The organism is Pseudomonas triclosanedens (assembly GCF_026686735.1).
Lineage (GTDB): Bacteria > Pseudomonadota > Gammaproteobacteria > Pseudomonadales > Pseudomonadaceae > Pseudomonas > Pseudomonas triclosanedens.
In genome coordinates this window covers 3,497,831-3,521,697 of the sequence record NZ_CP113432.1, presented here as the reverse complement: position 1 = coordinate 3,521,697, position 23,867 = coordinate 3,497,831, and the positions used below count along the sequence as shown (strand labels likewise).

The following is a 23,867-nucleotide window of genomic DNA, read 5'->3' as shown; positions in this document are numbered from 1 at the left end:
TGCCCGAAATCGACCGTTGCCCGTCGTCTGAGATCACGGTTCTGTTGTCCATTGCGGCCTCCTTTTCGCGCTTCCCCTCTTGCGGCAAGCTTGCATGGTGCTAAGATAGTAATAGATTACTCACTTTCGAAGGCGCAAGCAATGAGTGGACACTCCAAGCATCTACCGGCCGATGAGCGGCGCGCGGCCACAGTCGAGGCGGTGGTCGACTTGGCCGCCGAGCAGAACCCCAGCGACATCACGACCACAGCCATCGCACAGCGTATGGGGCTGACCCAGGGGGCGCTGTTTCGTCACTTCCCGACCAAGGACGCCATCCTGCAGGCGGTGATGTCCTGGGTCACGGAACGCCTGCTGGCTCGGGTGGACAAGGCAGCAGAAGGCACTACGTCTCCGGTCGCAGCCCTTGAGGCGGTCTTCATGACGCATATCGACTTCGTGTCCGAGCACCCGGGTGTGCCGAGGATGCTCTTCGGCGAATTGCAGCGACCTGGAGAGACCCTGCCCAAGCGAATGGTGCAGACCTTGATTCAGCACTACGGCGAGCGGTTGCATCGCCTGCTCGAAGCCGGCAAGGCGCAGGGCGAACTGGATGCGGGACTGGATGTGAATGCCGCCGCCGTGTTGTTCATCGGCACGATCCAGGGACTGGTCATGCAGTCGCTGTTGGCGGGCAAGGTCTGTCGCATCCGCCGTGACGCACCAGCCGTGTTTGCCATCTATCGCCGTGGCATCGAAAGCAACACATGAAACACCTGTCTTCTCCGCAAGCGCGACTGCGACCTCCAAACCCTTCCACAAATCGGGAGCAACGAACATGACGGCACACAGCGAACGCGCGATCTGGATGCGCGTGGTCTCCTTGATTGCGATCGGTTTTGGCCTGATGACTATCAGGGAAGGCGGCGCAGTCCTGTTTGTCGACGGCGCCGCGCGCCAAGCCGCCGGCCACTATGTGCCTTTCGTGCTCTGGTTCAATTTTCTTGCCGGGTTCGCCTACATCGTCGCCGGCGTCGGCTTGTGGATGCGCCGGCGCTGGGCCGCGTGGTTGGCGATTGTCATCACGGTGGCGACCGCGCTCGTGTTCCTAGCTTTCGGAGTGCATGTGGCTCTGGGTGGCGCCTGGGAGCGGCGCACGGTGGTCGCCATGACGCTGCGCACGTTGGTGTGGGCTGGCATAGCGGCCATAGCCTGGCGCCGGTCAGCGGCGAATGCGCCGGTCGCACGCGAGCACTGAGCACCTTTATCCAGCGGAAACCCATCGATGAAAACTCCAAACCTCCTTTCCAGAAAAACCCGTTGGGTCGTGATCGCCGTTGTCGTGCTCGCTCTTGGCGGCGCACTGGCGTTCTGGCTGTCGCGCGACCATGGACAACAAGATGCATTGCGCCTCTACGGCAACGTCGACATCCGCGAGGTGCAACTGGCCTTCCGTCAGCCCGGGCGCGTGATGCAAATGGCTTTCGATGAGGGCGATGCCGTCAGTGCCGGTGCGCGGCTGGCGACGCTCGACGCGCAGCCGTATCGGGAAGCCCTTGCGGCAGCGCAGGCCCAGGTGCAAGTGGCGCAGGCGGAACTGGCCAAGCTTCGCCGCGGTCTGCGACCGCAGGAAATCACCCAGGCGCGCGAGGCCCTCAGGCAGGCCCAGGCGCTCGCCACCGAAACCGAGCGCAATTTCAAACGCCAGAGTGGCCTGCTGGCATCGGGCGCCAGCAGCCAGCGTACGGTCGATGCCGCCCGCACGGCGCGAGACCAGGCAGCCGCTGGCGTCGAAGCAGCGAAGGCGGCCCTGTCGCAAGCATCCGAAGGTTTCCGCAAGGAAGACATCGCCGCGGCAGAAGCTCGCCTTGCGGCCGCACAGGCCGCCGCAGCGCAAGCCACGACAGCCTTGGCGGACACCGAGTTGATGGCGCCCAGTAGCGGAACCGTCATCGCACGGGTGCGCGAGCCCGGCAGCATGGTTGCAAGCCAGAGCGCGGTCTACAGCCTGAGCCTGGACAAGCCAGTTTACGTGCGCGCCTACGTGGGCGAGTCGGACTTGGGACGCATCGCGCCCGGTACTGTGGTACGCGTCAAAAGCGATTCATCAGAGAAGGTCTATCGCGGCCAGATCGGCTTCATCTCGCCACGCGCCGAGTTCACCCCCAAGACGGTGGAAACGACGGATTTGCGCACGGATCTGGTGTACCGCCTGCGCATCGTCATCGACGAAGCCGACAGCGACAGTGCCTTGCGGCAGGGCATGCCGGTGACGATAGCGGTCGATGCCAAACCAGGCCTCAGCGCGCGCGTGGGGGAACGTTAAGATGCAGGCGAACGCCGCCACGCCGACAAGCGCAAGCGCGGATGTCGCTGCCGCTGCCGTCGTCATCGAAGACGTGGACAAGCATTTCGGCGACGTAAAGGCGCTGCGGGGCTTGAGTGCGCGCATCCACTATGGGCGGCTGACGGGTCTGGTCGGCCCCGACGGCGCTGGCAAGACGACGCTGATGCGGATTCTGACCGGCCTCCTGGTGCCGAACGCCGGCCACGTCACCTTGGCAGGCTATGACGTGGTCAAGGACAACGACGCCATCCACGTCGCCAGCGGCTACATGCCGCAACGCTTTGGCCTGTACGAAGACCTGTCGGTGATGGAGAACATGCGCCTGTATGCGCAGTTGCGCGGCATGGATGCGGACCGCAACGCCGATCTGTTTGCCGAGCTGCTGGACTTCACGCGGCTCGGACCCTTCACCAAGCGCTTGGCCGGCAAGCTTTCCGGCGGTATGAAGCAGAAGCTGGGCCTTGCCTGTGCGCTCATGGCGCGGCCCAAGGTGCTGCTGCTGGACGAGCCGGGCGTGGGTGTCGACCCGGTAAGCCGCCAGGATTTGTGGCGCATGGTGCAGGCGCTGACCGACGAGGGCATGGCCGTGGTCTGGTCCACCGCCTATCTCGACGAAGCCGAGCGCTGCGAGAGCGTGCTGTTGCTGAACCAGGGACAGCTCCTGTTCGCTGGCCCGCCGCAGCAACTCACCGCGCAGCTCGAAGGCCGCAGTTTCCGTCTGGAAGACGTCGGTGCCGAGCGCCGAGCGGTCCTGACCCAGGCACTCGACCTACCCACCGTGAGCGATGGCGTGATCCAAGGCGCCGGCGTGCGCGTGGTGTTGCGCGAGGGCGCGGACGCAGGGCAGCTCCAGGCCCTGTCCGATCAGGCGCAGGTGCGGCTGGCGCAGGTGCCTGCGCGCTTCGAAGACGCCTTCATCGATCTGCTCGGTGGCGGCCCCGGCGGCACGTCGACGCTGGCCGAGCGTCTGCCGCCGGTTGAGCTGGGTTTCGACATTGCCGTGTCGTGCCGAAACCTCACCAAGCGCTTCGGCGAGTTCACCGCCACCGACAACGTCAGCTTCGAGGTGCAAAAGGGCGAAATCTTCGGCCTGCTCGGCCCCAACGGTGCCGGCAAGTCCACCACCTTCAAGATGCTGTGCGGCCTGTTGAAACCCACTGCTGGCGAAGCGCATGTGGTTGGCCATGATCTGCGCCGCGCCACCGGCGCAGCCAAGAGCCGGCTCGGCTACATGGCGCAGAAGTTTTCGCTCTACGGCCTGCTCTCGGTGCAGCAGAACCTGGAGTTCTCGGCCGGCGTCTACGGGCTGGAAGGCAACACCCGGCGCGAGCGCATCGAGGAAATGATCGCCACCTTCGATCTGGGCGACTGGCTGTCCGCCACGCCTGATTCCCTGCCGCTGGGACACAAGCAGCGCCTGGCCTTGGCCTGTTCGCTCATGCACCGGCCGCCCGTGCTGTTCCTGGATGAGCCCACGTCGGGCGTGGACCCCATTACCCGGCGCGAATTCTGGACCCACATCAACGGCCTGGCGCGCAAGGGCGTGACCATCATGGTCACCACCCACTTCATGGACGAGGCCGAGTACTGCGACCGCGTCGCCATGCTGTCGCGTGCGCAACTGATTGCGCTGGATACGCCCGACGCACTCAAACGTTCGGCGATCAGCCCCGAACGACCCGACCCGACGATGGAGGACGCCTTCATTCACCTGGTGGAGTCCGCTGACCGCGAAATGGAGGCCGCCATATGAGCGCCGCTGCACCTCACAAGGACGCGGGTGGTTCGATGCAGGCCGACTTGCGCCGCTTTGACCTGCGACGCCTCATCGCCCTGGTCACCAAGGAAAGCTACCAGGCGCTGCGCGATCCCTCGACGCTGCTGATCGCGTTCGTGCTGCCGGTGGTATTGCTGCTGCTGTTCGCCTATGCGGTGTCGCTGGATGCGAAGGATGTCCGTGTCGGCGTGGTCCTGGAGTCGCCCGGCGCATCGGCACAGTCGCTGGCCGCAGCGTTTTCGGGCACCCGCTTCCTGGATACGCACTTCGCTCATGACCGACGCGAAGTGGCCGACCAACTGGTCTCAGGCGACCTGCGCGGCTACGTGGTGATCCCGCAGGATTTCGAGCAGCGCCTGGCCCTCCGTGGCAGCGAGCCGCTGGTGCAGATCGTCACCGATGGCTCCTACCCCAATACCGCCAACTACGTCGAGAACTACGCCCGTGGCGTGGTCCAGTCGTGGCGTGCCGGGCTGGACGTCGGAGCACCAGCGCAGTCCGTCATGCTGGAGCCGCGCTACTGGTTCAACCCCGAGCTGGAAAGCCGACGCGCACTGATTCCCGGCGCCATCGCCATCGTCATGACCATCATCGGCACCATGCTGACTGCACTGGTGGTGGCGCGTGAATGGGAGCGCGGCACCATGGAGGCAGTGCTGTCCACGCCGGCCTCGGTGGCTGAAATCCTGGTCGGCAAGCTGCTGCCGTACTTCGCGCTCGGCATGCTGTCCACGCTGGGCGCAGCGGCGCTGGCGGTGTTCGTGTTCGGCGTCCCGATGCGCGGCTCCTTGCTGTCCCTGTTGCTCTTGTCGGCGGTGTTCATGGTGCCGGCGCTGGGTCAGGGTCTGCTGATCTCGTCGCTGGCACGTAACCAGTTCCTGGCCGCGCAGATCGCGCTGTTCACGGGCTTCCTGCCGGCCTTCATGTTGTCGGGCTTTCTGTACGAGATCGACGCCATGCCGGCACCGATCCGCGCCATCACCTTGGTGGTTCCGGCGCGCTACTTCGTCGATTCGCTGAAGACGGTGTTCCTGGCCGGCGACATCTGGGCCCTGTTCCTGCCCAACCTCGCCGCCATGGCGGCGATCGGGGTGCTGTTCTTCGTGATCGCCAAGCGCGCCACGCGCAAGAACCTGGAGTGACGCGATGTTGACTTCCGCATTCTCGTTCACCCGCCTGCGCGCCCAGTTCATCAAGGAAGTGCTCAGCGTCCTGCGTGACCCGCGCAGCCGCATGGTGGTGTTCGTGCCGCCGATCCTGCAGTTGCTGGTGTTCGCCTTTGCCGCGACGCTGGAAGTGCGCAACGTCGATATCGCCGTCTACGATCAGGATGCGGGGCGGTGGTCGCACGAGTTGGTACAGCGCCTGGACAGCGCCCGCTTCATCACCCGCGTGTGGCATGTCGACAGCCAGCAGCAGCTCCACGAGCTGATCGACCGTGGCGAGGTGATCGCCGCGCTCGCCATTCCCGTGGATTTCTCGCGCTCCATCGCCGCCGGCGAAAGTGGCCGCGCGCAGGTACTGGTCGATGGCCGGCGCAGCAACTCCGGGCAGATCACCGTGGCCTATCTGTCCACCATCGCCGCCGATGTCGGCGCCGAGGTCGTTCCCGACGCCCAGGCACCAACGCCCGTGGTCGTGCGCCACTGGTTCAACCCGAATCTGGTCTACCGCTGGTTCATCGTGCCCGGCCTCACGGGCATCCTGGCGCTGTTCAGCGCGCTGCTCATCACCTCGCTGTCGATCGCGCGCGAACGTGAACTCGGCACCTTCGACCAGTTGCTGGTATCGCCCACCTCGACGCCCGAGATCATCATTTCCAAGTCACTGCCGGCACTCGCAATTGGCACCGCGCTGGGCCTGTTCATGATCAGCGCGGGCGTATTCCTGTTCGGCATCCCGTTTACGGGCTCGTTTGCGCTCCTGCTCGCTAGTCTGGTGCTGTTCATCCTGTCGGTGGTCGGCATCGGTCTGATGATTTCCGCGGTCAGCATGACGCAGCAGCAGGCCATCCTGGGGGCGTTCGCCATCGGCGTGCCGGCGGTTCTGATGTCCGGTTTCGCCACGCCGGTTGAAAACATGCCCGTCGTCCTGCAATGGCTGGCCCAGGCCATTCCGCTGACCCACTTCCTCATCATCGTCGAAGGCAGCTTTCTCAAGGCCATGCCGCCCGGCGACATTCTCGCCAGCCTGTGGCCGCTGGCGGTCATCGCCCTAGCCACGCTGACGATGGCCACCGTATTCGTCCGAGGACGCCTGCAATGAAATCCAAGCCCTGCACTCCCTTTCTTCGCGCAACCATCACCGGCCTGACCCCTGGGCGCGCGCGTCCGCTCGCGCTGGCCTTGTCCTGCGTGCTGCTGACCGCCTGCGCAAGCGTGGGCCCTGACTACCGCGAGCCGCCGCCGGTCGACGTCGGCAGCGGCTGGAGCTTGCCGTTGGCAAGCGAATCCCAGTCCACAGACTTGAGCCAATGGTGGTCTGCACTGGACGATCCCATCCTCGATCGCCTGATGGCCACGGCGCTGGCACAGAACCTGGATCTGCGCCAGGCTGCGGCACGCATCGATGAGGCACGCGCCCTGCGCGATCGTGTGGCCGGCGAGGCATTGCCCACCGCCGCCGCTGGCGCGAGCGTCAACCGGCGCCGTCAAAGCGAGAACGGACCCCTGCCCGTAGGCTCCATCCCCGGTCTTGACGCCACGCAGACCATCTACGACGCGGGCTTCGACGCGGCCTGGGAGGCCGACTTGTTCGGGGCCAGGCGGCGCGCCCTGGAGGGCGCCAGCGCTCGCCTGCAGGCGACCGAAGCCGATGCACAGGGAGTACGCATGCGCATCGTGGCCGAGGTCGCGCGCACCTGGTTCACCGCCGTCGGCGCCCGCTACGAGTTGCACGCACAACAGGCCACACTGGATACGCTGCAGCAAACCTTGGAATTGGTGCGCCTGCGGCATGCGCTGGGCGACGCGTCGGCCGCCGACGTGGAGGCGGCGTACGCCCAATGGACAGCAGTCAACGCGCTCATCCCGGATATCCAGGTGCGTCAGCGCGCCGCAGTGCTCGGCCTGGGCGTGCTGCTGGGCGCGCCGCCGGAGCGGGAGCTGGCACTGCTGGATGGCCCCTTGACGCCGAGCACGCTGTGGGCGCTGCCGGTGGGCGAGCGCGCAGAGATGCTGCGCCGGCGCCCGGACGTGCTGGCTGCGGAACGTCGCCTGGCAGCGAGTTCCGCCGACATCGGCGTGGCCACGGCCGAACTGTTCCCCAAACTCTCCATCGGTATCGGCGGCGGGTTCCAAGCGCTCAGCACGGGCGATTGGTTCGATGCATCCAGCTCGCGTTTTTCCATCCTGCCGCTGATTTCCTGGCGCCTGTTCGACGGCGGCCGTGTGCGCGCCGAAATTCGGGCACGCGAGGCGGCCGAGCGGCAGGCCGCGCTGGCCTATGAGCAGGCGGTGCTGACGGCGCTGGGCGACGCCGAGCGCGCGCTGGGCGACTACCACGGCGGGCTAGACACGCTTGAGCGCCGCGGTATGGCACTGGATGCCGCGCGCACCAGCTACGGCCACGCCAAGGCGCGCTATGCGGCAGGCGACATTGCGCTGGTCGAACTGCTGGCTGCCCAGCGCAGCCTGCACGAGGCCGAAACCGCAGCCGCACGCGCGCATACCAACGCCGCCGTGCAACTGGTGGCGCTGTACAAGGCCCTTGGTGGCGGCTGGGACGTATCCACGACGGCATCGACCGCAACCCATCCGCAGCGGGGCGCTGCCGCCACCGTCGCGTTTTCAAGCCGTTGACTCAACACAAGGAGACCGTCATGCAAATCAACGTTGGAAGTCTCGACCGCATTGTCCGCATCGTCGTCGGACTGGTTCTGCTCAGCCTCCCGCTGTGGCTGGATTCATCCTGGCGTTGGCTGGGACTCATTGGATTCATGCCGCTCATCACCGGCCTGGCTGGCCGCTGTCCGGGCTACCGTCTGCTTGGCCTGAGCACTTGCCCGATACAAAAGAAAAAACCGGAGTGAGCATCCCATGAAACTGCATTTTCTGGGCGCTGCGCGCGAAGTCACCGGGTCGTGTTTCTTGGTGGAAGCGCTCAACGTACGCTTCCTGGTGGATTGCGGCATGGTTCAGGGCGGCCGCACGGCGGCGGCGCGCAACCATGGGCCATTCCCGTTCGACCCGGCGTCGATTGATTTCGTGCTCCTGACCCATGCCCATATCGACCATAGTGGGCTATTGCCCAAACTCACGCGCGCCGGGTTCAAGGGGGCCATCTACGCCACTCCCGCCACGGTTGATCTGCTGGGCGTGATGCTGCCCGACAGTGCCCACATCCAGGAGAGCGATGCAAAACGCAATGCGCAGCGACTCCGCGGAAAGGACGCACTGCCGCCGCTGTATACGCTGCAGGATGCCAGCGACTGCTTGCAGCAGGTGCGAGGCATCGAATACGACCGGGAGTTCGCGCCCCGCGTCGGGGTGCGCGCCCGATTCCGCGATGCCGGGCACATTCTTGGGTCGGCCATCATCGAGGTCTGGGTCACCGAACATGGCGACCCGACAAAGCTCGTTTTCAGTGGCGACCTCGGCCAGCCGGGGCGCCCGATACTGCGCGACCCGACAACCATCGAGGACGCCGACATCCTCGTCATCGAGTCCACCTACGGCAACCGCCAGCACAAGGATTTCTCGGCGACCGAAGAGGAAATGATCGGCATCGTCGAAAAGACATTGTTCGAACGCGGCGGCAATGTCATCGTGCCGGCCTTCGCGGTCGGCCGAACCCAGGAAATCCTTTATCACCTGCACCGACTCACCTGCGAGGGGCGGCTGCGGCAACCGAAGGTATTCGTCGATTCGCCAATGGCCACGCAGGCCACGCGCATCACGCGAAAACATCTCGAATTGTTCGACGAACAGGCGAAACGGTTGGCAGGATGGCACGCGCGCGGCGAGAACCTCCCATACCTGAGTTTCACAGCGAGCGCTGAGGAGTCCATGGCGCTGAACCGGATCCGCTCCGGGGCCATCATCATTTCTGCCAGCGGCATGTGCGATGCGGGACGTATCCGGCACCACCTGCGCCACAACTTGCCGCGCCGGGAATGCAGCATCTTGTTTCCCGGTTTCCAGGCGCAGGGGACGCTTGGCCGACGCCTGATCGAGGGGGCCGAGCGCGTGCGCATCTTCGGTGAGGACATTCCAGTACGTGCTGCAATCCACAGCGTGGATGGCCTCTCGGCGCATGCCGACCAAAAGGCGTTGCTGGATTGGGCTCGGGGTTTTATTCACCCCCCGGCGCAAACCTTCGTGGTGCATGGGGAACTGTCCGCCGCCCAGACCTTCGCCGAACTCTTGCAACAGCAACTCGGCTGGCAGGTCACGGTGCCCGAGCATGGTCATGCGCTGCGCTGGCCGGACTTTCTGGCGCACGAGTGATGAAGCCCGCCGAAGATCTCGATGAACGCCTGCGCGCCATCCGCGAGTCGCCAACGTACCGTCTTGCGTACGAAGACATCGAGCTGCTTGGCCAGGAAGAACTGCGGCCGCTGCGACTGCAGCTCGAACTGCTCAAGCCTGACCGCATCCTGCACGAGCAAGGCATTCGCTCGACGGTAGTGGTCTTCGGCAGCGCACGCGTGAGCGATGCCGAGACGGCAGAAGCCCGTCTTGGCGCGCTGGAGCGTCAGGCGCGCGTCACTCCGGAGGATGTCGGGCTGAGGCAAGAGCTTGCCCGAGCCAATCGCCGGGTCGAACAGGCACGCCACTACGAGCAAGCGCGGCGTTTCTCGGGCCTTATTTCGGCGCGTTTCCAGCAGCAAAACCGCCGTGATTTCGTCGTCGTCACCGGGGGTGGGCCCGGCATCATGGAGGCCGCCAACCGCGGTGCTTTCGAGGTCGGCGCACGTTCGATTGGCCTCAACATCACGCTGCCCCACGAACAGGCACCCAACCCCTACATGTGCCCAAATTTGGCGTTCCGATTCCACTATTTCGCGCTGCGCAAGATGCACTTCTTGTTGCACGCCAAGGGCTTGGTGGCCTTCCCCGGTGGCTATGGAACGCTCGATGAGCTGTTCGAGGTGCTCACCTTGATCCAGACCGAAAAGATGCAGCGTATTCCGGTGGTGCTGGTCGGCCGTGCATTCTGGCGTCGCGTAGTTGATTTCGATCTTCTGCTCGACGAAGGCTATGTCTCTCCATCCGATCTGGACTTGTTCACCTGCGTAGACGAAGCCGAGGAAATCGTTAGTGCCCTCGAACGCTTTTACGTCAACAGGGCGGCAGGCGATAGGGCAACATGATTGGCATCGACGGGTATCACTGGAGCCTGCGCGGCAACAAGGTGCAGCAGCCGATGCAGTGCGCCGCCTTGTTGATTGCGGGTGCATTGTTCAGCCCGATTTCTGCTTTCGGTTCCGACTTCTCGCTCTCTGCAGATCCTCCCTCCTGCTCGCCAGGGCAATCCCTGCGCTGGCGGGGTGGCACCCTGCGCCTGGAGAACGATCTATTCACCGGCTCCGACCGCAACTACACCAACGGTGTCGCGCTAACAGCAGTCTCACGTGATCTGCAAGGCGAGCTCCGTCCCGAGTGCCTGCCACAGCCGATTGGTTTGTACGCCCGCTTCATCGGCTGGGCCGATCCCGGCTTCTGGCGCGATACCGGCGACCAACCGGCATCGCAGAACCTCGTCGTTCGCTTTGGCCAGTCTATGTACACACCCGAGGACAAGACGCGCACCGATCTGATTCCCGACGATCGGCCGTACGCTGGCCTGCTCTACCTGAGCCTGGCGTGGAATCGCCGAATCCACCCACAGGCTGCCAGCTATGAAATGCTGGACGTACGCGAACTAACCCTGGGCTTGATCGGCCCCTGGTCGCTGGCAGAGAAGTCGCAGGATCTGGTGCATCGGGTGCGTGGCATCGAGCGATTTCGCGGCTGGGACAACCAGTTGCGCAACGAGCCGGCATTTCAGATGGCCATGGAACGCAAGTTCAAGCCGTACACGGAGGGTGCGGTCCGCCCTGGATGGGGCAGCGACGTGATCGGCAGCTATGCCCTGCGGGTCGGAAACATCGAAACCGCCGCCAGTACCGGCGTGGAGTTTCGCGCGGGCTGGAACATACCGAACGACTTCGGCAGCTATCCGATCCGCCCTGGCGCGGAGAACCGCCCGCCCTCTGGTGTTGCCGATCTGCGCACGACAACGCCGCAATCGGTCCTGGCGCCCAAACCTGGGGCACATGTCTTCCTGAACCTGGAGGGTAAAGCCGTCGCCTGGGACTTCTCACTCGACGGAAACATGTTCCGGAATAGCCACCATGTCAGCCGGCGGCCTTGGGTCGCGCAAGCAGCTCTCGGCATCAGCAGCCAATGGATCGTTGCTGGACGTGGCGTGCGGCTTGCCGTGATGCGCGTTTGGAGAACCCGCGAGTTCGACCAGCAGGCGGGCTATCACGCATTCGGATCGATCGCGCTGAGCTTGGAATTTTGAGGACACCTGCAACCATTCGTTAGACCCAAAGCATTCGTCACAACATCAATGGAGAAATTCGTGAACCAGCCCTTGAAACCCAGATCGTTCTTCACAGTCTCGCTGTCCGTGCTCTTGGCAACCTTCGCCACGGCACTCGGTGCGCAGTCCGTAGAGGCGGCAAAGCCAATGGCGCTTCGTACCATAATGGAAAGACTCGGGCGCGACATGCAAGTCGTCACGGGCGCGATCTCCAAAGAAGACTGGCCACTGGTCGCCGAGCTAGCACCACGAATTGCCAAGCATGCCGAGCCGCCCATGTCGGAAAAGATGCGCATCCTTGCCTGGCTTGGGGCAGACGCTGGAAAGTTTCGGGGTCTTGATGGACAGGTTCATGACGCCGCGACCGCCCTGGGCGAGGCTGCACAGCGGAATGACGGCCAAGCAGTCATCGCGGCTTTCTCCAAAACCCAGCAAAGCTGCCTAGCCTGCCACCAGAGTTACCGTCGCTCGTTCGTGGAAAAGTTCTATGGAAGCCGCTAGCAAGGGATGGATACACCTGTTGACGGAAGACTAGCTTCTATCCAATCGATATACCTCGACGAGTTCCGAGTTCCCAGGAAGCCGATCCTTTATGAATGGTCGCAGCGAGTTGTTGTCCCAACCGCTGCTCGATCACCGGCTTCCACGGCACCAGGCTGAACCCCATGCCGTCATCGAGCATCGCGTAGCGCCCGCTAGCGAGCATGACGGAACGCCTGTAGATGCCAGCCACGCGTTGGCCGTCGGACACGGGCCGGTGCTCCAAGCCGGTTTCGGCCGCAATGTCCTTGGCGGCCTGCGCCAATTCCCGATTGCGCAGCGTGCCCAACAGGTTCTGGGCTAGGATTACGCGCTGCCCGCGCCGCTCGGCCAGCCTCTGTTCGGCCAGGAAGTCGGCACGCTGCTGCATCGCCTGTTTGGCCTCGCCGCCAAAGCCCAGGTCGCCCAGGCCCGAGCCGCCGCCGATCAACTGCTGGTCAAGCCAAGTGGCCCCGATCACGCGGGCTTGCCGCTCTATGGGCAGGTGCGATTTCAGTGCAACGGCCACGCCGCCCAGGCGCTGCGCGTCGTAGCGGCGGCCCTGCTCGGGCAGGTCGCCCGGCACCTTCCATAGCCCCTCGGCCACGCGCTCCACAATGCCGGCACGGCGCAGGGCTTCGAGGCGGCGGACGTGGGCCGCGACGACTTCCTGCGGATCGCGGCCGGGAACGGCCTGACCCTGCGCGATGGCGAGGTGATGATCGGTGCGGTACAGGCCACCGCTCGCCAGTGCGGCGATGTTCTTGTCGGCGGCGCGCACGTTGGCCGATCCCTTCACCTCCACCACGGCACCGGCTGGGTAGTTCGCCAGCTCGTCGCGGGCGTTAAGCGCGACGTAGTGGGCCTTGCCATCCACCCCGTCGATGACCAAATAGCCCCGGTCTCGCAGCTCGTCGGCCAGCCCCTTCGCGGCCACGCGGCCGAGGATGGTTCGGCCGTCATCTCCCGGCTCGAACACCGCCAGTTCGCGCGGCTCGCCGTGCATGGCCCGCTGCATGGTGCGGATGATGTCGCCACGCTCGCCCAGGGCGCGCAGGGTCTTTTCAGCGTCGGCATGGACGGCCCAGGTGCCGGGCTGCATTTCGTCGGCCAGGCCCAGGCGCTGCAAGCGTTGCAGCCGGCCGATCAGCAGCAGGCGCTGGCGTTGCAGGCGCGGTTCGTTGAGCCGTTCGACATGCACCAGGCCATCGTCGCCCAGCTCGCGCTTGAGCGTGCGATCCAGGCTCGTCCACCGCTCTTGTTCCACCTCGCGCTGCAAGGTCTGCTGGATCTCCAGCTCGGTGCGCGGCCCCAGCCATTCGGTCGCCAGCTCGGCGGCGCGATGGCGGAAACCATCGGCGATGTAGTCGCCGGCGATGATGAGGTCTTTGCCGGTATCGTCGCGCCCGCGCACGACGATGTGCGTGTGCGGGTTGTCGGTGTTCCAGTGGTTGACGGCCACCCAATCGATGCCCGTGCCCAGGTCGGCTTCCATGCGACCCATGAGGTGCCGCGTGTAGGTGCGCAGGTCTTCGAGTTCCGTGCCATCCTCGGGCGAGAGGATGAAGCGGAAATGGTGTCGGTCGTCGGCACAGCGTTCCTTGAAGGCGTCGAGGTCGGCCGCATCGGTCTGCGGCCCGTAGGATTGGCCCGGCTCGCCATCGCGGCCCACGCCATCGCGCTCGATGTAGCGCAGGTGCTTGGCGAGCGACTGCGGGCTGGCCTGGCGCTGGTTGACCAGCAGCGTCTTGATGGTCACGCGCCGCGACATGGGCGTGAGCTTCGCCCCCGCGAAGCGCGCCGCCGTATGGCCCCGCCCGAGGCGCGAGCCGGGCCGCTGGCCGGTGCCACGCGCCGACGCCGGACGGCGCACCGAGGACTTGCCTCCGCTGGCCTTGCCTGCCTGCTTGAGCACCTTGGAGACGAAGCCCTGGCCCCGGTTCTTCGGGGCGCTGGGTCGGATGCGGAAATCGTCGTCGCGGCGGTCGGTCATTGTTATGCCCTCTGCAAGCTCTGGCGTGTTCGGTCGTGCGAAGCACGCGGACATGCCTGCATCGGCGCGGGCCTCGCGCCACAAGCGGCACGGCGGCGAAGCCGCTGCGTGCCGCGCAACCCCCATGTGCAGACTGACTTTCGACGCGGCCCGGTGCCGCGTCCTTTTGTCTTGCCTTCCGCCTTTGCCCCTCGCTGTCGCTCCGGGCAGCGGCGGCCCGGCGGCGCTGCTGCGTGAGCAGCCAGCGCGCCGGCGAACGCGGGCACGGCCGCAGGCCGGGCGCGTTCGAAGCAAGACGACTGCACGTTGGACGGCTGCGTCGAAGGCAGCGCGAAGTGCGGTGCGAATGCACCCGCACTGCACGCGCGACGACACGGCGACGAACAGCAGAACGACACGCCCGATGGCACGATGAGGTGCACGGCGACGTGCAGCGAATCGGCGGCCATCATGGACGAGACTCCAGCCAAACCGGATGCGCGACGCCGAGCACGGCGGATGCGTTGACCGGCCCGAAATACCGGCTGTCGAACGACGCCGGGTTGGTCACGCTGAGCAGGAACAGTTCGCCGGGTTGAAGGCGACGGCATTGCTGCCGGGATGGCAGCGGCCGGCCCCAGCGATCAGCAGGCAGTACGGCGGCCGAAGGCACGCCGTCGATGCGGACGATGCGGCCAGTGATGCACACCTCCTGCGGCGCGGCGGCGCCCACGCGCTTGAGCAGCGGCACGCGCGCCGGCAGGTAGCCTCGCTGCGCGGCCAGCGCGGCAGCGTCTGGCGGCAGCGTGGTCAGGACGATGCTGCCCACGGAGAAGGAACGTGGCAGCGAGCCGGTGCCGTCGCCCAGCGGATCGACGCGATACCAGCCGACCGCCACGCTGTCGGACGGGTTGTAGATCAGGCGCGGCAGCGGATGCACGAAGGACGCCCAGGCCAGCGCAGCGAGGCCGCAGGCGGAGAGGCCCGCCAGCACGATGCGAGCGCGCAGGCGCGAGCGAGGACGCGGCGCGGTGCCGGCAGTCGAAACGGCGGTCATGGCAGCGCCCTCCCGGTCAGCCAGGCGGCGTGCCGCTCGGCGGTGTATTCGGGCAGCGGCAGGCGCGCAGCGAGCCGGTTGGCGAGCGTGCGCCAGTACACGGGCGAGGTACCGACAGGCGCGATGCCCAGCGCCTCGATGGCGTCGATGCGCTCCAGCACGGCGCGCACCTGATTCTCGCCCTCGGCGTGCAGCAGCAGGCGCGCGCCCGGCTGCACGCCGGGAATGCGCTGCGCCGCATCGAGCGGCGTGCAAGCCTGCATCACCATGAGCTGCCAGCGAATCGTGCCGTAGTCGTTGGCCTGCCAGCGGATGCGGCAGAACATGGCGCCCGGCTGGAACACCGCGCAGCGCCGCCAGCGGTCGAGTTGATGCGTGCGCGCAGGTTCGCCGAAGCGCAGGTAGAGCTTGAAGCGCGGTTCGATGTAGGCCAGTGCCACGCGCGTCAACGGCGCGCTGGCAGGCTGGCCGGAAGGTGCTGCGAGCGCAGCCGTGGCCGAGCCAGCAGCAGGCGAAGCAGATGCGGTCATGGTGTGTTCTCCCGGAGATGCTCTGGAAACTCACGCTCCAGCAGGCCACGCAGCAGATCGGCCACGGTCACGCCTTGCGTGAAGGCCGACACCTTGATGCGCGCGCGCAGCGCGGGCGTGATGTCGAGGGTCAGGCGGGCGGTGTAGAGGTCGCCCTTGTTCAGCGCAATGGCGTCGCCCTGACGAATCCACGCCTCGGCGTGCGGATTCGCGGGCGGACGCGCGCCGATACCGACGCGCTTTGCCGTGCGCTTGCTGTTCGGTGGCGGCCTCGCGGTCATGTCGGCCACCGCAGCAGTTCGTCCACTAGCGCGGTGATTTCGCGCGCGGCGGCGCTGTCCGGCGCCGTCTCGCGCGCAAGCCGGCCAGCGGCCACGCTGTCGGCAAACACGATGCGCTGATGCACTTCCGCGCGCAGCGCAGGAAGCGGCTGGTCGGCGAGTGCCTGGCGCGCTTCGCGCCCGATCACGGTGGTACTGACGCGCCGATTGATGACGAAGGCCGCACGCAGCGCAGGCCGAAACACCTGCGCCTCGCGGATCAGCGCCACCATTTCGGCGCTGGCCCACAGGTCGTAAGGGCTGGGCTGCACGGGGATCAGCACGCGCTCGGCCGCCAGCAGCGCGGAGCGCGCCAGTGCCGCGATGCGTGGCGGGCCGTCGATGATGACGTGATCGGCTCGCCTAGCGAGTTCTGGCGCCTCTTGGTGCAGCGTTTCGCGTGCGAGGCCCACGGCGCTGAAAAGCCTTGGCAAGCCTTGCTGGCTTCTGCGCTGTGTCCAGTCCAGCGATGAACCCTGCGGGTCGGCGTCCAGCAGAACGACGTGCTGACCGCGCATCGCAAGCTCGCCGGCGATGTGCGTGGCGAGCGTGGTCTTGCCCACGCCGCCTTTCTGGTTGAGCAGAGCGACGATCATGGCGCGGCCCTCCGTGCTGGAAAGCCGGGCTCTTGCTGCTGCGCTTGTGGCCGCGCGGTGGTTATCCACCGCAGCGGCGTTTCTCTACTAAAAGTTAGAGAAATTAAGTTAGGGAAGTTAGAGGGCGCGCAAACCCAACACTGACACGGGTTTGCAGCCCATCGGCACGCCTGATAGCACGATAGTCCCACGCCTGATAGCACGATACCCCGCACGCCTGATAGCACGACACCATCCACAGGCTTTTCCCGAGTTATCCCCGTGCCGTATGCGGCACGGGCCGGAAGGTCAGCAGCTCCATGCCGTTGTCGGGCATCCGCTCGATGCTCAGGACGTAGCCGGGCAGCGACTGACGCGCAACGAGCGCGCGCAGATCGCAGGCGAAGTCGTAGGGCTTGGCGGTGCTGCCGGATTTCTGGTGCAGGTAGCGAAAGTCGAACTGCCAGCCGTATGTCTGCTTGCCGCCGTGCTTGCGCACCAGGCGGTACAGCCACCGCTCGATGCCGCCGGTCAGCCGGAAATACGCCGGGTCGATGGTCAGCACCAGGGCGGCATCGAGCACGCCCGCGTAGAACCAGTCCGGCAGGATCAGTTCGATGCCCAGCGGCGTGCCGCTGGCATCGGCCAGTTCCTTCCATTCGTTGATCCACGAGAAGCGGTGCAGGCGCCGCCCGGTCGTCTCGCGGATGGACGTGGCCACCGTGGTCGATTGCAGCCGGTCGAGCGCGGCCTTGAGGCGCTGGTAGTCGCGCAGCGACTTGCCGCGCCCGATGAAGCGCAGGATCTCGTAGGGTGTGGCGCGCATCAGCCGCGATGGCCGCAAGCCCGCGTCCTTCGCCTCCACGATCTGCGAGGCCGCCCATATCAGCACGTCCGCATCCCAAATCGTGGCGATGCCGTGCTCGGCCGTGCCTTCCACGCGAATCGTCACGTTGCCCGCACGGAAGTCGATGGGCTTGACCCGCTTCGACTTGCCGAGCGAGAAGAACGGATAGGCCATCAAGTCCTGGCTGTCGCGCGGCGCCATGTCGCCGGGCAAGGCGCGGAACAGGTCGAGCTGTTCGCGCTCCTGCAACGGCCGCTGCCGGGACGGCAGCACGGTGCTGGACATGGCGATGGCCTGCCGCGCGCCGCCGATCAGCACGCACGGCTGTCGGCCGAGTGGTGCTCGGCGTATTCGGGATCGGAAGTCGTCTCGAAGCTGCGGTCGGCGGCCCAGGCATCGAGGTCGGCCACGGCGTACATGACGCGTCTGCCGAACTTGCGAAAGCGCGGGCCGCCGCCGATCACGCGCTGCTTTTCCAGCGTGCGCGGCGATAGGCGTAGGTACTCGGCGGCTTCGTCGTTGGTGAGATAGCGTTGAGGTTGCGCGGCAGCGGTCGAGACAGTGGCGGCAGGCCGCAAAGGAGCGGGACGCATGGTGTGAACCTCCATCGTTTGAAAACGCCCGGCCACACAGCGCGACCGGATGGAGGCAGTCTCAAGAAGCGAGAGGTTTCCGATCAGGGCCGTTTTGCGTCCGCATCAAAACGACCCTTCTCAAGCGGCGGAAGCTGTGCTAACCGGCGATAGCCGCCGCGCATCAGCGCATCGCCGCGCCGCACCAGGCGGCGCACCTTGGAGCGCAGGCCGCCATCGCTGTACCAATCGGCCACGGCCTCGGCACCGAACAGCCCTTCGCCGACATCGCGCAAGGATGCGCCCGCCAGGGTCGCGTCGAGCGCCTGCAAGGTGTGCAGCTCCAACAGCGTGGAAGGTGTTGGCCGCGGCTTGGTGGCGGCGAAGGTCGCGCCGGGCGCATGACCGCGCGCAGGCGCGGCAGTGCTGCCCCGCTGGGCATAGGCGACGGCCATGCCGTCTTCCAAGCCGGGCGCCAGCGCAAAGCGCAGGCAATGGCCTGGGCTGCTCGCGATCAGCGCCAGCTTCTTGCCATCGTGGAACAGTTGTTTGTGACCGGGGATGCGCCAGAACGCGAAGGCGGTTGCATCCTGCGGTGGATCAGCATCGGGGTAGAGCTGCACTACGGCGGCATGACCAGGTAGCCAAGCTGGATGCGCGTCACGCGCATCCAGCATCGGGTCTTCCAGCAGGCGCAAACCCCAGCGATGCGCTGCTTCAGGCCGGCGATGACGGCGCAGCCAGTCGAGCCGGTAGTCGGGATACCTGCGCAGGTACTCCCAGGCGAGCGCAAGGCCATCCAGATGCAGCACGTACAGATACGCGGCAGTCGGATACCAGTGCTCGGCGCTGCGATCGACCATGACGCCACCTCCCTGCGAACAGGACTGGCCGCCACGGCAGGGCTACGCGCTACATCGCCATCGTCAGAAAGTCATGAGTTAAAGAGGCGGATGGGGCTGTCAAGACCGATTGGCTCCGATGCGTTGCGGTATTCGTCTCAATGCTGCGGCGGCAGTGCCCCGATGTGGGGCGCTGTACAGGCCAGCCTGCCGCAGCCCGCGCCAAACATCATGTCTATTTGGGTCAGACTGGTGGGGCTACGCCGCAAGAATCTCGATTGAGACTTACCCGGTATGACACCAGACTGAAAAAGTCACAGTAGGCCGTAGTCAGTCCGGGATTGCTCCGTCGCGCTCGGCCAGCCGGGTGTATTCCGACAGCGTGCGCGTGGGGCGGAAATAGAGGTCGCGCATCACGGGCTGCTGGCGCGGCCCGACGATGCCGGCCAGCTCGGACAGCTTGACGGTTCCCTGCGCCGGCATCCCGATTCCCAAGTCGATGAGTCCCCAGGCAGTGTCGCCATCGGCGGGATCGAGCGCGGCCAGCAGCCAGGTCACATGCGCGTCCGGCGTGAACAGCCGCACCACGGGCACCGGGTCGATGGCCCGGCCAGCGGCGCGGGCCTCGCCGTTGGCGAGCAGTTGCGCGCGCTCCGGGGCGGTGGCGAGTGGCTGGGACATGGTCGGCAATCCCACAAATCCAATGATGCACGGATACGGTTTCACGCCCAAGCGCAGAACCGTCAAACCGGATTTACGCCTCCGTGCGCAAGCACGGATGCGCTTGCGTGGCTTTGCTGGAATCCGCCGATGCGGATTTCCGTAAAGGCACAAAAACGTAGAACACCAAATGAACACTATAGATTGTAGTCCTATAGGGCGCAATGGGCTGTCATCTTGGTTTTTCGAGGGAAACCATAGGTGGCGGCTGGGAACTCATTGGCGAAGGCGTTGAAGATCGTTAGAAAGGCGCGTGGCTTGAGCCAGGAAGCCTTCTCTGACGTGTCCAGCCGCACCTATATGAGCACCCTCGAACGCGACCTGAAAAGCCCGACCCTGCATAAGCTGGCCGAGCTGTGCGAGGTGATGGAGATCCACCCGCTCACGCTGCTGACGCTGGCCTACGCGGGCGACAGCCCGCACAAGGCCGACGAGCTGCTGGCGCAGGTGCGCCAGGAGCTGGAGGCGGTGTTGAAGGAACGCGATGCGGCAAAACCGCGCGCGTGACGCGGTGATGTGCTGCGAACAGCAGCACAGCGCCCCGCCGCGGTGGGCGGGGCGCTGCGGCGGTCACGCCGCCTGGGGCTTGCTGCGCGACCAGATCAGGTCGTGCGTGCCGTCCTCGCCTTCGATCAGGCGGGCATAGACCGGAGCCGGGAACGAAGGATCGTCGAGGGTCACGGACTTGTATTCCCGCCCGGCCTCGCTGGTCTTGTTCCACGCCGCGCCGATGTCGTGGCCGGCGGCCTGGAGGCGGAAGTCGGGGGCGTTCTCGCTGCTGGCCTTGTCGTTGGGAACCAGCTTGACCTTGACGTTGAGCGTCAGGGTGCGCAGCGTGCCGGTGAAGCCGTCTTTGTCGGTGGTGAAGGTGCCGATGTTGGCCATGATGTTTTCTCCTTTCGGTTGAACAAGGTTCGCGCCCATCGCGTCCTTGTTGTGATCCGGCCGGCGGGGGACGGGCTGGCTGCACCGCTTGCGGTCGAAACGCAGTGGAGAGCCGGGAGGCGAAAAGAATTTGCTGCGCGAGGAAGCCGTGCAGCGGCGGGGAAATTGTTTTCGCCGGACGGTTGCAGCCATAAGCCCGAGGCGCAGCCGCACCCCCGCTAGGATTCACAACGAGACAAGGTCGCCTTGGGCCGAACCACTCCGAAAGGAGATGGGGCCGACTCGGCATCCCCGCCCGGAGGCTTTTCCGGCTCGCCCGCTGACGCGGGCCAGGTCAACCACCCGACGACAGGCGAGAACGCCCACGCTGCACCTTGCGGCGCCGGTCTTGAGGCGTGGCGTGGAAGCTCCATAGCGATGCCGGGCGGGTTGTCCGTGAACCGTCCTTCGTGACGTGATGGGCAGGAACCACCAGCGTTGAGGACGGCTGGTATCTGCACAACCTGCCGCAGCAAGCGCCAGCGTGTTCGCCAGCGCCCCGCCTATTGCGGCGGGGCGCTGGCCGGGCCGATCCGGTGTAGCCGGTTCGGCCGCATCGAGGGGCGCCAAGCTGCGCGCGGCGGGGATAGCCCGCAGGGCTTTCCCCTGGAGGCAAGCGAAGCGCGCAGCGCCGTAGGCGCGAAGGCGTGAGGGATTGAAGTCGAATGGCCGTGACGGCAAAGGCGACACGGGGTGCAGCCCGAAAGCCCGGCGGCGCATCGCGCCGACACGCCCAGGTCGTTCCAGATTTCCAAGCAGGAAACGCGGACATGCCTCTGATGAAATGGGCGCGGCCTACGCTGCGGGGTATGCACGCGACAAGCCGAAAACTGCCCGCGCACGGCGTGCCGATTCGGCTGTCGGCCTCGAACACCGGGCGCGGCCACTGCCGCGCCCGGATTTGCATTTCACCGCGCCCAGGACGGAACGGCCTGGGCGCGGTACTGATCGCGGTTATTCCTTCGTTTCGATGAGTCACCACACGGCACGCGGCAAGGCGCGGCCCGTGATGGGATGAATGTCTGTGAGGTCGGCGCGGGCCGACCAGCCCGAGGGCGGGCGGTAGCCGCGCACGTCGCCATCGCCATGCCAGCGGTGGGCGCGTACCGTGCCGGGGGAGTAGATCGCCGCCATGCGCGGGCGGCTGGTGGTGGTGCGAGTCATGGGGGCTTCTCCTTCCAGCGAAGCGCCCCGGTCGAGGCCGGGGCGCTTGCCTTCGGCGCGGGTCAAGCGGCCAGCGCCTCGGCGGACTCATCCGCCATTGCTTCGGCATCCTCCGGGGCGTCCTGCTCCGGGCCTGCCTCCTGCACGGCATCCTGCGGGCCAGCGCCCTTGAAGATGGCGGGCATCCAGCCCGTACCATCGGCCAGCCGCTCGGCTTCGCTGGCAATGTCGGCCTTCTTCAACTTCGCCAGCCGGGAAACCTGCTCCGGCGCGTACTCGCCCACGGCTTGCAGGATCGCGGCCTTGGAAACGTGCTTGAAGTAGCCTTCTGCGGTCGGCTTCCACCATGCAGCCATGTCGAGGCCCACGGCCTGCGCCAGTTCCGCGCCGGGCTGGTGCGGCGTGGCGCGAGGCGTCACCACGTCCACCGTGGAAGCCACGCACACGGCCAGCAGCCGCACCAGTTCGTCTTGCGGCTTCGCCAGCAGCGCGGCGAATAGTTCGGCGTTGTCCTCCGGCAAGGCTTCACCGGCGACCTGTTGCAGTTCGCGCAGCGCCACGGCGGCGGGCGATTCCGGCCAGTCCGGGGCCATGCCTTCCAGTCGGTCTTGCACTTTCAGGCTCACGCCGAGCGGCAGGTCGTGGCCGTAGTGGCTTTCCTGCAAGACGGTCTGCACCATGCCATGCACCAGCGCGGCCAGCGCGACGTGCGGATGCCGTGCGACTTCGATTTGCAGCGCCGCCGTGCGATGGGCGCTCAACCACTGCGCCAGCCGGTCGGACAGGCTCGCGGCCTTGGGCGCGTCGTCGGCGTCCTCGTGCTCGTCGTTGGCGGCTTCGCCTTCGGTGCTGCCGAAACCGCGCCGCAGCTTTTCCAGCGTGCGCAGCGCCTTCGCCTCGGCTTCGCGCAGCAGGCCGCGATGAATGACGGCCTCGCCGTTGCGGTCGATGGTGACGATGGCACCGGCCACCTCGCGCACATCGGGGGCATAGCCGTGCAAGGCGTCCTCCGCGTCTTGCAGTTCGCCGACCACCTGATCGCGACGCTGTTCCAGCTTCTCGGCCTTGGCCTCGTCCTCGGCGTCGCAAGCTTCTTCCAGTTCGGCGTCGATCTTTTCGAGGCGGTTTTCCAGCGAGGCGATGCGGCGGGCCTCGCGGGTGGTCGGCTCGCGGCGGTGGCGCGGGGCGTTCTGGAACGCCTGCCGTTCCTCGTAGGCCAGATGCGGTACGGCCTCCACCCATGCCCAGCCCTCGGCGCGCACGTCCTCGGCCAGCGTTGCCAGCTTGTCGCGCACCAGCGTTTCCAGCACTGCGGTATCGGTGAGGTAGGTTCCGGCATCGCCTTCCGCGAACAGGTCGCGGCGGATGCCGCCGCCTGCCTGCTGGTAGGCGTCCAGCCCGACGAAGCGCACCAGTGCGTGCGTGGCGTCGATTTCGCGCTCGGTCAGGCGCTCGCGCAGCTTGGACGGGCTGCGCTGCCATTCCGGCGCACCATAGAACGCCGCTTCCTGCGCGGCGTGGTCATCGGTGATGGTCAAGGCCATCAACTGTTCCAGCGTCACGCCACCGGCCCGGTAGTCGGCCATGAGGCGCGGCGAGACGTTCGCCAGCTTCAAGCGGCGCTGCACCACCAGCGGGGACACGCCGAAGTCGGCGGCTATGTCCTCGATGGGTCGGCCTTCCTTGACCAGCGCGGCGAAGGCCGCGAACTGGTCGGCGGGGTGCATGTTCTCGCGCTGCACGTTCTCCGCGAGGCTGACGGTACGGGCGGACGCATCGGCCACCAGCAGGCACGGCACTTCGTAGTCGGTAGGGATGCGCTTCTTCTTCGCCAGCAGCTTCAAGGCGGTCAGGCGGCGGTCGCCTGCCACCACCTCGTAAGCCTCGCCATCGGCGGAAAGGATGACGATCAGGTTTTGCAGCAGGCCGATGCGGGCAATGCTCGCGGCCAGTTCGGGGATGGACTGGCGCGGGGTCGTGCGGACGTTGCGCTTGGAGCGGCGCGGCAACAGTTGCGACAACGGAACCAAGATCAGGTTCTTGGCCGGGTCGGCCACTTCCAGCGGTGAGGCGGCTTCGATGGCGACGGCTTCGGTTTTGAGTACGGCGTTCATGGTGATTTCTCCTAGCGGTTGGGATGCAGCAGCGAGAGAAGCGGCAAGGGCTGCTGCCTGCCCCTGCCGCGTGGGGAT

General features: G+C 66.1%; 25 protein-coding genes. 13 read left to right on the top strand and 12 right to left on the bottom strand.

Annotation, left to right across the window (positions count from 1 at the left end; translation table 11 throughout):
* The first annotated feature begins 141 nt into the window (after nucleotides 1–141).
* From OU419_RS16145 to OU419_RS16090, 12 genes are all read left to right on the top strand, one after another.
* Nucleotides 142–750: a TetR/AcrR family transcriptional regulator gene (locus OU419_RS16145; RefSeq protein WP_254473818.1), complete on the top strand. Its 609-nt coding sequence runs from the start codon at nucleotides 142–144 to the stop codon at nucleotides 748–750.
* A gap of 67 nt (nucleotides 751–817) precedes the next feature.
* Nucleotides 818–1,237 carry a hypothetical protein gene (locus OU419_RS16140; protein WP_015476682.1) on the top strand — a complete coding sequence of 140 codons (420 nt, stop codon included), beginning with the start codon at nucleotides 818–820 and terminating at the stop codon, nucleotides 1,235–1,237.
* Between the two features lie 27 nt (nucleotides 1,238–1,264).
* On the top strand, nucleotides 1,265–2,305 hold the full coding sequence (gene hlyD / locus OU419_RS16135; RefSeq protein WP_254473819.1) for a secretion protein HlyD: 1,041 nt from the start codon (nucleotides 1,265–1,267) through the stop codon (nucleotides 2,303–2,305).
* A gap of 1 nt (nucleotide 2,306) precedes the next feature.
* Nucleotides 2,307–4,079 (top strand): ATP-binding cassette domain-containing protein, encoded by a 1,773-nt coding sequence (locus tag OU419_RS16130; RefSeq protein WP_015476684.1) that lies wholly within the window; start codon nucleotides 2,307–2,309, stop codon nucleotides 4,077–4,079.
* Nucleotides 4,076–5,245: an ABC transporter permease gene (locus OU419_RS16125; protein WP_015476685.1), complete on the top strand. Its 1,170-nt coding sequence runs from the start codon at nucleotides 4,076–4,078 to the stop codon at nucleotides 5,243–5,245. Before OU419_RS16130 ends, OU419_RS16125 begins: the two co-directional genes overlap by 4 nt.
* Before the next feature lie 4 nt (nucleotides 5,246–5,249).
* On the top strand, nucleotides 5,250–6,368 hold the full coding sequence (locus tag OU419_RS16120; RefSeq protein WP_254473821.1) for an ABC transporter permease: 1,119 nt from the start codon (nucleotides 5,250–5,252) through the stop codon (nucleotides 6,366–6,368).
* Nucleotides 6,365–7,903: an efflux transporter outer membrane subunit gene (locus OU419_RS16115; protein WP_254473823.1), complete on the top strand. Its 1,539-nt coding sequence runs from the start codon at nucleotides 6,365–6,367 to the stop codon at nucleotides 7,901–7,903. The genes OU419_RS16120 and OU419_RS16115 overlap by 4 nt, the downstream gene beginning before the upstream one ends.
* A gap of 20 nt (nucleotides 7,904–7,923) precedes the next feature.
* The gene (locus OU419_RS16110) at nucleotides 7,924–8,133 is read left to right on the top strand and encodes a YgaP family membrane protein (protein ID WP_015476688.1); all 210 of its coding nucleotides are present in this window, start codon (nucleotides 7,924–7,926) and stop codon (nucleotides 8,131–8,133) included.
* A gap of 7 nt (nucleotides 8,134–8,140) precedes the next feature.
* Nucleotides 8,141–9,550 (top strand): MBL fold metallo-hydrolase RNA specificity domain-containing protein, encoded by a 1,410-nt coding sequence (locus tag OU419_RS16105; RefSeq protein ID WP_254473825.1) that lies wholly within the window; start codon nucleotides 8,141–8,143, stop codon nucleotides 9,548–9,550.
* Nucleotides 9,550–10,416 (top strand): LOG family protein, encoded by an 867-nt coding sequence (locus tag OU419_RS16100; RefSeq protein ID WP_099589932.1) that lies wholly within the window; start codon nucleotides 9,550–9,552, stop codon nucleotides 10,414–10,416. Before OU419_RS16105 ends, OU419_RS16100 begins: the two co-directional genes overlap by 1 nt.
* A complete protein-coding gene (locus tag OU419_RS16095; RefSeq protein WP_041110945.1) occupies nucleotides 10,413–11,612 on the top strand; it encodes a lipid A deacylase LpxR family protein in 1,200 nt (399 codons plus the stop codon). The genes OU419_RS16100 and OU419_RS16095 overlap by 4 nt, the downstream gene beginning before the upstream one ends.
* 60 nt (nucleotides 11,613–11,672) lie before the next feature.
* Entirely contained in the window at nucleotides 11,673–12,134 is a 462-nt protein-coding gene (locus OU419_RS16090) for a cytochrome c (RefSeq protein ID WP_254473827.1), read from the top strand.
* Nucleotides 12,135–12,171: 37 nt separating this feature from the next.
* On the opposite strand, the gene OU419_RS16085 is transcribed toward OU419_RS16090, so the two are convergent.
* The 9 genes from OU419_RS16085 to OU419_RS16045 all read right to left on the bottom strand — a co-directional run bounded on the left by OU419_RS16085 (nucleotide 12,172) and on the right by OU419_RS16045 (nucleotide 19,548).
* Complete coding sequence (locus OU419_RS16085) at nucleotides 12,172–14,145, bottom strand: relaxase/mobilization nuclease domain-containing protein (RefSeq protein WP_254473829.1); 1,974 nt, start codon at nucleotides 14,143–14,145, stop codon at nucleotides 12,172–12,174.
* 448 nt (nucleotides 14,146–14,593) lie between these two features.
* Nucleotides 14,594–15,181 (bottom strand): S26 family signal peptidase, encoded by a 588-nt coding sequence (locus OU419_RS16080; RefSeq protein ID WP_041110951.1) that lies wholly within the window; start codon nucleotides 15,179–15,181, stop codon nucleotides 14,594–14,596.
* The gene (locus OU419_RS16075) at nucleotides 15,178–15,711 is read right to left on the bottom strand and encodes a DUF2840 domain-containing protein (RefSeq protein ID WP_041110953.1); all 534 of its coding nucleotides are present in this window, start codon (nucleotides 15,709–15,711) and stop codon (nucleotides 15,178–15,180) included. Before OU419_RS16075 ends, OU419_RS16080 begins: the two co-directional genes overlap by 4 nt.
* Complete coding sequence (locus tag OU419_RS16070) at nucleotides 15,708–15,992, bottom strand: hypothetical protein (RefSeq protein ID WP_041110968.1); 285 nt, start codon at nucleotides 15,990–15,992, stop codon at nucleotides 15,708–15,710. The genes OU419_RS16075 and OU419_RS16070 overlap by 4 nt, the downstream gene beginning before the upstream one ends.
* Nucleotides 15,989–16,627, bottom strand: a complete 639-nt coding sequence (gene parA, locus OU419_RS16065) for a ParA family partition ATPase (RefSeq protein WP_033834762.1) — start codon at nucleotides 16,625–16,627, stop codon at nucleotides 15,989–15,991. The genes OU419_RS16070 and parA overlap by 4 nt, the downstream gene beginning before the upstream one ends.
* Before the next feature lie 253 nt (nucleotides 16,628–16,880).
* A complete protein-coding gene (locus OU419_RS16060) occupies nucleotides 16,881–17,738 on the bottom strand; it encodes a replication initiator protein A (RefSeq protein WP_041110956.1) in 858 nt (285 codons plus the stop codon).
* A 26-nt stretch (nucleotides 17,739–17,764) separates the two neighbouring features.
* Nucleotides 17,765–18,046: a helix-turn-helix transcriptional regulator gene (locus tag OU419_RS16055; protein WP_216186429.1), complete on the bottom strand. Its 282-nt coding sequence runs from the start codon at nucleotides 18,044–18,046 to the stop codon at nucleotides 17,765–17,767.
* A gap of 83 nt (nucleotides 18,047–18,129) precedes the next feature.
* On the bottom strand, nucleotides 18,130–18,888 hold the full coding sequence (locus OU419_RS16050; RefSeq protein WP_254473831.1) for a DUF2285 domain-containing protein: 759 nt from the start codon (nucleotides 18,886–18,888) through the stop codon (nucleotides 18,130–18,132).
* 309 nt (nucleotides 18,889–19,197) lie between these two features.
* A complete protein-coding gene (locus OU419_RS16045) occupies nucleotides 19,198–19,548 on the bottom strand; it encodes a DUF2958 domain-containing protein (RefSeq protein ID WP_053243682.1) in 351 nt (116 codons plus the stop codon).
* Nucleotides 19,549–19,788: 240 nt separating this feature from the next.
* Between OU419_RS16045 and OU419_RS16040 the strand changes: the two genes are divergently transcribed.
* The gene (locus OU419_RS16040; protein ID WP_041110964.1) at nucleotides 19,789–20,094 is read left to right on the top strand and encodes a helix-turn-helix domain-containing protein; all 306 of its coding nucleotides are present in this window, start codon (nucleotides 19,789–19,791) and stop codon (nucleotides 20,092–20,094) included.
* A gap of 63 nt (nucleotides 20,095–20,157) precedes the next feature.
* On the opposite strand, the gene OU419_RS16035 is transcribed toward OU419_RS16040, so the two are convergent.
* The 3 genes from OU419_RS16035 to OU419_RS16025 form a co-directional block, all read right to left on the bottom strand.
* Nucleotides 20,158–20,472, bottom strand: a complete 315-nt coding sequence (locus OU419_RS16035) for a DUF736 domain-containing protein (RefSeq protein WP_041110966.1) — start codon at nucleotides 20,470–20,472, stop codon at nucleotides 20,158–20,160.
* A gap of 1,014 nt (nucleotides 20,473–21,486) precedes the next feature.
* Nucleotides 21,487–21,675: a hypothetical protein gene (locus OU419_RS16030; protein ID WP_023087442.1), complete on the bottom strand. Its 189-nt coding sequence runs from the start codon at nucleotides 21,673–21,675 to the stop codon at nucleotides 21,487–21,489.
* A 62-nt stretch (nucleotides 21,676–21,737) separates the two neighbouring features.
* Nucleotides 21,738–23,789, bottom strand: coding sequence for a ParB/RepB/Spo0J family partition protein (locus OU419_RS16025; RefSeq protein ID WP_254473833.1), 2,052 nt, complete (start codon nucleotides 23,787–23,789; stop codon nucleotides 21,738–21,740).
* Nucleotides 23,790–23,867: the final 78 nt, after the last annotated feature.